The sequence below is a fragment of the Fictibacillus sp. WQ 8-8 genome, from assembly GCF_024494405.1.
GTDB classification, from domain to species: Bacteria; Bacillota; Bacilli; order Bacillales; family Fictibacillaceae; genus Fictibacillus_C; species Fictibacillus_C marinisediminis.
On record NZ_JAMXKG010000005.1, the window covers coordinates 432,692 to 441,505 of the forward strand.

10 protein-coding genes are annotated in these 8,814 nt (G+C 36.2%); 4 read left to right on the forward strand and 6 right to left on the reverse strand.

Going from position 1 to position 8,814, the window contains the following annotated elements; all coding sequences use genetic code 11:
* Positions 1 to 167: 167 nt before the first annotated feature.
* Positions 168 to 1,100 carry a class A beta-lactamase gene (gene bla / locus M1K46_RS14105; protein ID WP_256226438.1) on the reverse strand — a complete coding sequence of 311 codons (933 nt, stop codon included), beginning with the start codon at positions 1,098 to 1,100 and terminating at the stop codon, positions 168 to 170.
* Between the two features lie 368 nt (positions 1,101 to 1,468).
* On the opposite strand from bla, the gene M1K46_RS14110 reads away from it, so the two are divergent.
* From M1K46_RS14110 to M1K46_RS14125, 4 genes are all read left to right on the forward strand, one after another.
* A complete protein-coding gene (locus tag M1K46_RS14110; protein WP_256226439.1) occupies positions 1,469 to 3,241 on the forward strand; it encodes a BlaR1 family beta-lactam sensor/signal transducer in 1,773 nt (590 codons plus the stop codon).
* Positions 3,242 to 3,304: 63 nt separating this feature from the next.
* Complete coding sequence (gene blaI / locus M1K46_RS14115; RefSeq protein WP_256226440.1) at positions 3,305 to 3,694, forward strand: penicillinase repressor BlaI; 390 nt, start codon at positions 3,305 to 3,307, stop codon at positions 3,692 to 3,694.
* 284 nt (positions 3,695 to 3,978) lie between these two features.
* The gene (locus tag M1K46_RS14120) at positions 3,979 to 4,107 is read left to right on the forward strand and encodes a DUF899 family protein (protein WP_256226464.1); all 129 of its coding nucleotides are present in this window, start codon (positions 3,979 to 3,981) and stop codon (positions 4,105 to 4,107) included.
* Between the two features lie 74 nt (positions 4,108 to 4,181).
* A complete protein-coding gene (locus M1K46_RS14125) occupies positions 4,182 to 4,283 on the forward strand; it encodes a DUF899 family protein (RefSeq protein ID WP_256226465.1) in 102 nt (33 codons plus the stop codon).
* A 593-nt stretch (positions 4,284 to 4,876) separates the two neighbouring features.
* On the opposite strand, the gene M1K46_RS14130 is transcribed toward M1K46_RS14125, so the two are convergent.
* From M1K46_RS14130 to M1K46_RS14150, 5 genes are all read right to left on the reverse strand, one after another.
* Positions 4,877 to 6,136 (reverse strand): cytochrome P450, encoded by a 1,260-nt coding sequence (locus M1K46_RS14130; RefSeq protein ID WP_256226443.1) that lies wholly within the window; start codon positions 6,134 to 6,136, stop codon positions 4,877 to 4,879.
* 603 nt (positions 6,137 to 6,739) lie between these two features.
* Positions 6,740 to 7,465: a DUF421 domain-containing protein gene (locus M1K46_RS14135; protein WP_425590817.1), complete on the reverse strand. Its 726-nt coding sequence runs from the start codon at positions 7,463 to 7,465 to the stop codon at positions 6,740 to 6,742.
* A gap of 1 nt (position 7,466) precedes the next feature.
* Positions 7,467 to 7,670, reverse strand: coding sequence for a hypothetical protein (locus tag M1K46_RS14140; protein ID WP_256226444.1), 204 nt, complete (start codon positions 7,668 to 7,670; stop codon positions 7,467 to 7,469).
* Positions 7,671 to 7,783: 113 nt separating this feature from the next.
* Positions 7,784 to 8,164 carry a hypothetical protein gene (locus M1K46_RS14145; RefSeq protein ID WP_256226446.1) on the reverse strand — a complete coding sequence of 127 codons (381 nt, stop codon included), beginning with the start codon at positions 8,162 to 8,164 and terminating at the stop codon, positions 7,784 to 7,786.
* A 351-nt stretch (positions 8,165 to 8,515) separates the two neighbouring features.
* Positions 8,516 to 8,814, reverse strand: a 299-nt coding sequence (locus M1K46_RS14150; protein ID WP_309144589.1) for a hypothetical protein, incomplete at its 5' end; no start/stop codon positions are given.

The window sequence follows — 8,814 nt, forward strand, 5'->3', positions numbered from 1 at the left end:
ACCCCTAGATGCGAAGAGAGTGCAACCTTACTCCAGAAAAGCGCCCTATTATGAAGCAGCATGACTGGTGTTTTAAACAAGTTTATTTTAATCCCATCCTAAAATCAGAACGGGATTATATGTTTAAATAACTTTATTTTCACTAAAAATTTATTACTATACCTTACCTACTGATGGTTGACTTTAAGGGTACCGATTACTTCCTTTGTTGCCTGTGCAATAAGCTTGTCGTTAGAATCAGCGTCCTTTTTATCACGACTAGAAAGTATTGCAAGAACAATAGGATCTCCTTTCGATGGCCAAATAATAGCAATGTCATTTCGCGTTCCATATGATCCTGCTCCAGTTTTATCTGCAACTTCCCAACTTTTTGGTACTCCCGCACGAATTAATGTATCTCCAGTTGTGTTTCTCTTAAGCCAATTTGTTAAAATCGTACGTTTCTCCGTTGGGAGTGCGTCTCCAATTGCGAAAGCCTGAAGGCTGGTAGCAAGTGCTCTCGGTGTGCTAGTATCATGTTTTTCTCCTTGTTTAACTTCGTTTAACTCTGGCTCAAATCGCTCAGGATTGGTAACATTATCACCAATCTCCCTGAGTGATTTCTTAAGCCCACTTGGCCCACCCAGTTGCTTAAGTATGAGGTTCTCCGCAGTATTGTCACTGTATCGAATAGAAGCATCGCAAAGCTCTTTAAGAGTCATTCCTGTATCAACATGCTTCTCTGTGATCGGATTAAAATTTACAAGATCATCACGGGTATAGGTAATTCTTTGGTTAAGGTCTTCTATTGACTTTTGTTGTAAGAGTGCCCCTACAGCTAAAGCTTTATGAGTAGATGCATATGCAAAACGCTCATCTGACCGATAAGTTACTGTTTTGTTTGTACCAGTGTCCAGTGCAAAGACGCCAAGTCTAGCATCAAATTTTTTCTCCAGTTTGGCAAAATCATCTGTAATTGAAGTTTTTTGATTTTTTTGTTTAGATTGAGCAGAATGGGTGTTATCCTCTGAACAACCTACAAGCATTAAACATGAGAGAAGTAGTACAGGTACAATTTTTTTAAATTTAAAAGTAGTAAAAATGGTGTTACATGATTTCATTAAAATCTAACCCCTTTCTAAAAAATTTTATAACACAGCAGCAACAGAAGGCCTCGATACAACACGATATAACATTCACTTATCTTTACACCCTTTTTTGATTACACTTGTAATATCATACTACATTTGTAATCCGATGATGTCAATTTTTAAATTTAGAAAAGATAGGAAGACTTTAATAAAGTTGTTGTCTGTTTAAGCCAGGAAAAGCCTTGCTACCCCTTTGCTATAATGTTCACAAGGATTAGTAAATTGATAAACTACCAATGAAATGCTAAAATTAGGCACTACAAATAGATTTTTTTTGAGAAGATATCAACGAATTTTGTCAGAACTAAGTAAAAATGCTGAGGAATGGAGACGAGCACATGTTCTTAACTCATTTTGTAATTAGTTTTATGGTGTCTTCTTTTACCATTGCAGTTATTATGCTGATTAAGACAGTGTTCCAAAAGCAATTATCAGCGAAATGGCAATATAATCTATGGTTTTTATTGATGATTGCATTGACACTTCCTTATATACCGAATCAATTAATTAATTTCGGAAATCATTTTATCTCATTGAATGTTAATCAAAGCAATGGAATAAGCCCTTCAACTCCCCATACTGGAGATGATGTGGTTAGTAACGGAAATTGGATGCATGACTTAACGGTATCTGTAAATCATCCCAATCTGGAATTCCTGAATATAATTTTCTCCGGCATATGGATTGCAGGGATGTTAGTATTGGCTGTTATGACAATTCATGCTTGGTTAAAGGTAACGAGCATAAAAAGTACTACAACTGAACTAAAAAATAAAGACGTTCTCATCTTATTTGATCAGTGTAAGCAGCAATTAAATATATCAAGACAGTTTACTGTAGGTGAATCACCGCTTGTCAAATCTCCGATGACGTTTGGTCTTTTTAAAACCTATGTTGTGTTACCGGCTCATTTTGGCAAATGGATTTCTATGGAAGATATTAAACACATTTTTTTACATGAATTGAATCATTATAAATATAAAGATATTGCGACGAATTACTTGATCATTATTTATCAAATTTTATACTGGTTTAATCCGCTTGTTTGGTTTGCTTTTAGGGAAATGAGGTTGGATCGTGAAATAGCCTGTGATATTGCTGTTTTAAACTCTTTAGATAAGGACTGCTATGCAAAATACGGAAATACGATTATTCATTTTGTGGAAAGAGCATCTCATCCAATGAAATTGCCTTTGACAAATCAGTTAAACGGTTCTAAGGAGCAAATAAAAAAACGTATTGAAAAGATTGCATCCTTTACAAATGAGTCAAAACTGTTGAAACTGAAGAGTATAGCTATCTTTTTGCTTGTGGGAGTATTTGTTGCAAGTCAAATTCCAATCGTTTCTGCAATAGCCGATGATAATGATCGTTACGATTTTAATAGTGACCGGACAGTTTATGAGGATCTAAGCGAATATTTTTCCGGATATGAGGGGAGCTTTGTATTATATGATATGCAAGCTGATCGATATAGTATTTATAATGAGAATAAAAGTACATTGAGAGTTTCCCCGAATTCTACTTACAAGATTTATAGCGCGTTGTTAGGATTGGAGTCAAATGTCATAACCAGTGAAAATTCAACAATTAAATGGAATGGAATAAAGTACCCTTATGATTCTTGGAATATGGATCAGAATTTATCTACAGCAATGACAAATTCAGTAACCTGGTACTTTCAGGAATTGGATAAAAAAAATAAACTGGATAACATTCAAGCTTATCTAAAAGAAATAGGCTATGGTAATTACGATGTTTCTGGTGGAATCGAACAATATTGGTTAGAGTCTTCATTAAAGATATCTCCGGTAGAGCAGGTACAATTACTAAAAGCTTTTTATACAAACCAATTTGGATTTAAGGAGAAAAATGTCCAAACCGTTAAAGATACGCTCAAATTAGATGAAAAAAATGGTGCATGGTTGTCAGGGAAAACTGGTACAGGTAATGTAAATGGCAAAAATATAAACGGTTGGTTTATTGGGTATATAGAGACCACGGAAGACACTTATTTCTTTGCAACTAACATACAAAATGAAGATAATGCCTACGGAAGTAAGGCGGCAGAAATAACGTTATCTATTTTGAGAGATAAAGGCATATATTAAGTATTTCCTGTGGAAAAAACCAACGAATAGAGGTTGACATCTCTAAGAAGGAGGAGGATAAGAGTGTCTAAAAAAGTACCCAGTATTTCTGAAGCAGAATGGGAAGTCATGAACGTTCTTTGGGAAAAGCCCCCACAAACGGCCAACGAAGTCTATTTCTCATTGGAGGGGCGAACAGATTGGAAGCTGAAAACAGTACGCTCTCTTCTGGATCGTCTAGTCCAAAAAAAGGTGGTCGGTGTAAATAAAAATCAGAAGGTCTATACTTTTTTTCCGCTTTACTCGCAGGATGAATATCAGCGCGCTGAGACACAGTCTTTTATAAAGAGAATTTACGGTGGGACGCTGAAGTCGATGCTGGTTCAGTTCATCCAAGAGGAGTCCTTATCTGAAGAGGATATTAAAGAATTACGCTCAATTTTAGATGGAAAGACTAAAAAAACCTCAGGATGAAACAGTAAATCAAATGGAGTTAGTGACAGTCAGTGATGATATCGTTCCATCCATTATCAATAATGAATTATTGATATTGCCTTTGTCTAATCGTAAATTGGTGGTGGCTAGTAATTTTTTATAACTTTGATCAGATTATAATGGATCAATTTATTGAATACCAAATGATAATCTTGTTTTTATAATTTTTGAAAAAAGGAGCATCTACCTAACTACCAGATGCTCCATTTTGACGTGTTTCTTCCTATTATACATGCCTTGCACGAAATACGTCACTGGTTCTGATATCCCGTGCTCCACTTCCCAAGCTCCAACTCTACAAGGAGCGCATGGGTTGGACTTTAACTATGACTTTCATGCTACGCTGGACGAATCCGTGCACCGATCGAATACAACTACTTGACCAAGGATGAGCTTATTAAGAAAGGCGTCCCCCTTGATTCCGTACAATCAATGGAAGTGCCTGGCTTTAGTACCTTTCTTCGCGATGGTGAAAGAACTTTTTCACACGTATACGACTTACGCCCGTGGAACTGACCTACTAATTGGCACCTTCAACTACCTCGATTTAACAGCTCTTGGTAGGTAGGAGGACTGGGAACTGCCACCTGGACGCAGTGACGGCAACGGCAAGACATGGCTTCGTCGTCATGACGAATATGAAGACTCTTTTGAATCGGATTCTTGCTGCCATTCAAAGAAGAGCGATTTATAATCAATGTAGTTCATCTATAAATATTAGTTAACAGATGTTTAAGAAACGGGCGCGATTTTGGAGTAATGAAAAAGCCAGATTTCTCTATTTTAAATTGAGAAATCTGGCTTTTCATATTGGGATTTCCTTAACGTTGTAAATCCATTTTTCCTGACGTTACCCCGATCATAATTCCAATGCTACAAAGTAGGATGTGCAAAATAGCACTTAAAATAAGCGCAAATTATCTCCAAAAGTGACAGGCCAAATTTAGGTCTCGTTTTATCATTGCCAAAAACCATCGTTTTTGATAAACGTTTCGTTTTTAAAAGCCATTTAGCCTCATATTGTTTTTTTGGTTCACCACCTCGCTTTTCTGAAAACTGTTCCTGCCCCCTTGGAAAAAGCGTCTCCACTTATTGTAGAAACGCCCCCCGTAGCTTAATAAGCTAATTACTCACAATAATTGAGTAGAGATAGAAATGAAATTATATCCTCCGCTTAACATTTTTGATCACTACTTTACTATGGGGAATACTTGGCATGCTAACCATGCTGAAACTTAAATCCTGGTCAGGAACTTCATAATCCATTCGATTCGCTAGAAAACCAAGACTCACTTTCATGACTTCAATGGTGACCCACTCCCCAGCACAGCGATGTCCCATTAAGTAATCACCACCACCCTGCGGAATGAAGCTAAAAGGGCTTCCTTCCCATTTGGCAAACCGATCAGGACTAAACATATGAGGATTTTTCCAAATTTCAGGGTCATGATTTGTACCATAAAGATCCAGCAAGGTTAACGTGCCTTCTTCAAATTTATAGCCTTTCCAGGTGAAATCTTTTTTTACCAGTGCCACTACAAATGGAAAAAATGGATAAAAACGGCGAACCTCCTGTACAAACATCTGAGCATACTTTTCATCGCCGGATTTAAGTTTCTCCCTTTCTTCCGGATAATGGAACACTGCCAGCGCAATGAAATTGATGAATATAGCTATCGCCACAATCGGTCTCAAAATATTGATTACTTCTACAGCTGCAGTCTCGGTATCCAGAAGATTCCCTTCCAGATCCCGATACCAGGCAAATCTGTGTAATGCGGTATTTTCAGGGGGATTCACTTTCCCATCACGAACCCTATCAATGAGTTCTCCAATCCATATTTCTACGTAATTCCGTGCATGTCTCCCTAGCCAATGTTTTGGACCAACTGCAGCTGCTGACTCGAACATTGCCCCTAAATTTTTTGTCAGCATCTTAACTTTGCCTTCTTGTACCGGTACCCCTGCCCACTGACAGGCTGTCCTGCACATAATTTCCTTCGCTTCTTCATAAAGAATAACCTTATCCATCTGTTCCCATTTATCCACTGCGATCTCCCACTGTTTTTTTGTAATGTCGGTCAGTTTTTTAATCTCGTCAGAAGACATGATCGCCATAAACATTTCCTTGCGATGTTTATGGGTCTGCCCATCTAACGCCTGAACACCATTCCTGCCAAACAATGTTTGAACCACCCGGTTTGGTGCTGCATCTTTCCTTTTGAATTTCTCATTGTCATAAAAAACTTCCGCAGCTTCCTTTCCTCCCATGCAGATCGCTTTCTTTCCAAGCAATCTGGTCTGGAAAATATCGGAATTAAAACTGTGACGTCTGTTCAGAATGTACATATATCCTTCTCTCATAAGACTTAAGCTATGGTCTATTCCTTCTTCCCGAGGCATTTGATTTGTATTTGACATATGATCCATCTCCATTTTCATGAGTAATGGTCTTATTCTTTGTAAACTCTTCCCTGTTTACTCTCAACAAAACTTGGACCTGGGATAAATGGTGTTCAACTTGATACAATTTAGAACCTTCTTGACGTTAATGACTTCTAATAGCTCTTTAGTCAAACCTCTAACTGCTTCGTTTAGTTTTGTGAGAAATTCTTCTATTCTGTACATGAGTGCAAAAACCCCGTATTTCTGAACTTATTAAATGCAAAAGAGTTCAGAAACCCATTCATTATTCTTTGTTCATCTACTTCAAGTAGAATTAAGTGATTAGACAGAAAAGTCCTTATATGATGGGACTTTCAGCCTTAGCCTATGTTTTCGTTGGTAGGACCCTTAAACAGATTTCAACTTCTAAAAAAAGCCGGTTCGTGTAAGAATTGACTTTTTTAATTTGTCTTGTTGAATTATCATGCTTCGATAGTTGAATAGACATTGTTCAACAATCTGGCCCAATACAAAAAGACACGCCTTTATATATGCGATCCTCGTTTATGATTAAAGATTAATTTAATTAGCTTTTCAAAAATATTTCCTTTATAAAAAAAACATCTACCTTCTTAATCCTTAATGTACGATTCGGTGAGTAGCTTTCGTAACATCATTGACAAATGAGAAATGCAGTTCGTGATTATCATTAATCGAAGCGAAAAAAATGCTATCCAATTCTTTGATTCCTTTCTTTTGTAATTGATCTATTAACCATTTTTCATTTAAGTTTAACTGGTTAAGAACAGTAGAATCAATTTTTCCCTCCAAGATGACAGGGTAGGATATGCCTTCATGTTTCTTTTTAATTTCTAAATCCTCTATCGTAACAAAAGATTTGTTCGCTTTTTTATAAACGGTTAAATTTCCATTTGCTTCTACTATTGCAAGTTCCACATCTGTTAGATTAAATATATCCTTTTCTCTGAGCATCTGAAGAATGTTGTCTAAGGAATAGCGGATACGCTTTAAATTTCCCACAAGCATGGTCCCGTTTTGTATGACTATTGTTGGCTCAAATGTGATCAATTTACCGATTCGTCTATTTTTTATTATTAAAGTCGATATGACTCTTTGCAAAAAGGCAATAGCCGAAATGGCGATCGTAGTATTTAAATGGCTGATGTTCGGGTTGGATATATCCACTCCAGCAACGACAGCAAGTGTAATGATGATTAAAAAGTCAAACACTGGTATTTCACTAATAGAACGTTTTCCTATAAATAATGCTGTAATCAATAAAAAAGGAACGAGTGTTATAATTCTTCCGTATAATACAACAATTTCTTTTACCCATTCCAACATTTCATTGATCATCCCTTTTGTATCCGTCTACAAGTTCTTTATAGACTGAAATCATTTTCTCATTAAAATCATAATATTGGTATTGTGATGTGATCTTTGGCAACTGATCTGCTTCGTCTTGACTAGTGACTACCTTTCCTGCTGTAACGTATCGGTTTCGAGGAACTTTCACTCCTATTACCTTTGAAGCTGGTTCTAATACCACGTTTTCCTCTACGTAAGAATCAAAGACTAAACATTGCATGCCAATAAACACTTTATTATCGATCCTGGCAGGTCCATGTACTTGGCATTGCGGTGCTAACGTAACCTGATCACCTATATAGATTGAGTAAGGCTGATTTTCTTTAAAAGTTGAATGATTGGCCAACAACCTTGATATTCATAATTTTTTAACCCATGCAGCACTACCCCATCCTGTACATTGGTTTCATTTCCAATATGGATCCTTAACCCCTCATCTCCCCTTAAGGATGAAAACGGACCTACAAACACTTTCTCACCTATGCTAACACTGCCAATTACGGAAGCGAAATGATGGATATAAGATGAATGATCCACAGTAGGTTTATCAATGTTCAAATTAAACGTAGTTGTTGTATTTGGGGTCACATTATCTTTATTGTTTAAAGCTTCCATAACTTTTCCAACAATGGAGGAAACAGTAAAACCTAAGATTAATTTGTTGCTCATTTTCATGTTCACACCATCCTTTCCGTAATATTCCATTTTTATTTATTTAAATATTTTGATTTACAAATAAAATTTTTAAGACCCCTTTCATGCCTACATCGTAAATGTAGCTCGTGGTTCATCCATCAAAATAAGTATGTTCACCGGTTTGTTTAATCTTTTATAAAAGACATTTATAATATACCCGCAACCAATTTGGTTATTGAATTTTTTATGTCGAATTTTTTATTTAAGGGTAAGCATAAGTTTATATACTGAACGTATGGCAGCGAAATAATGGTTAAATTTTATTTCTATTATGATTTACAATCGTATATTTAAAATACCCACCTAATCGTGGGCATTTAGGAATAAAGGCTATTTGTTGTTAAATGGATTTTTACTAGGAATTAATTCTTTCGCAAACTCTGTTAATCCAGCAATATTCGGTTTTTGGACACTTTTTCCCATGGGAAAAATATTCATTAAGTTTTGAACAGGATTCTGCATCTTTCTGTTTTGATTTCTTCTTAAACCATAAACAGCCGCACTAATTACAAGACCTAAAACAGACGCCCACATCAATCCATTATTGTTTCTCCGTCTGCCAAACATATTTAAAAGAGGTTGTCTTCTTCCCATATTAAAAAGCGCTGTTATCCAGTTATTCAAATTTA

Excerpts from the sequence above, each read along its gene's own strand:
- bla (WP_256226438.1), bottom strand. The coding sequence starts at position 1,100 with ATGAAATCATGTAACACCATTTTTACTACTTTTAAATTTAAAAAAATT.
- M1K46_RS14110 (WP_256226439.1), top strand. The coding sequence starts at position 1,469 with ATGTTCTTAACTCATTTTGTAATTAGTTTTATGGTGTCTTCTTTTACC.
- M1K46_RS14125 (WP_256226465.1), top strand. The coding sequence starts at position 4,182 with ATGGTGAAAGAACTTTTTCACACGTATACGACTTACGCCCGTGGAACT.
- M1K46_RS14130 (WP_256226443.1), bottom strand. The coding sequence starts at position 6,136 with ATGTCAAATACAAATCAAATGCCTCGGGAAGAAGGAATAGACCATAGC.
- M1K46_RS14135 (WP_425590817.1), bottom strand. The coding sequence starts at position 7,465 with ATGTTGGAATGGGTAAAAGAAATTGTTGTATTATACGGAAGAATTATA.
- M1K46_RS14145 (WP_256226446.1), bottom strand. The coding sequence starts at position 8,164 with ATGAAAATGAGCAACAAATTAATCTTAGGTTTTACTGTTTCCTCCATT.